Raw genomic sequence first — 241 nt, 5'->3', positions numbered from 1 at the left:
ATCATCACCAATACCGGTCCATGCGAGAGCGGCAGGCCGTGCGCCAGTTCGGCCAAGCTCAAGCGCAGATAGCGTTGATCGCTGCGGCTGCAATTTTCCATCACGATAACCGGCAAGTGCGCCGGAAAACCCTTGGCCAGCATACGTTCGGCCGTCAGCATCGCTTCGCGTCCACCCATATATTGGATCAAGGTGTCACATTCGGGAATGCGGGTGTCCGCAGTTTCGCCTGGTGCAGTAC

Annotated in this window: 1 protein-coding gene; it reads right to left on the bottom strand. The window is 58.1% G+C overall.

What is annotated here, in order from left to right; all coding sequences use genetic code 11:
- Window positions 1-191: hypothetical protein (locus QN347_RS20760; RefSeq protein WP_416350925.1), on the bottom strand; the 191-nt coding region annotated here is incomplete at its 3' end.
- Between the last annotated feature and the right edge of the window lie 50 nt (window positions 192-241).

This window comes from Sphingomonas sp. 10B4 (assembly GCF_035019905.1).
GTDB classification, from domain to species: domain Bacteria; phylum Pseudomonadota; class Alphaproteobacteria; order Sphingomonadales; family Sphingomonadaceae; genus Sphingomonas; species Sphingomonas glacialis.
Note: the sequence above shows the minus strand (reverse complement) of the source record. Positions and strands in the feature narration are given on the sequence as shown.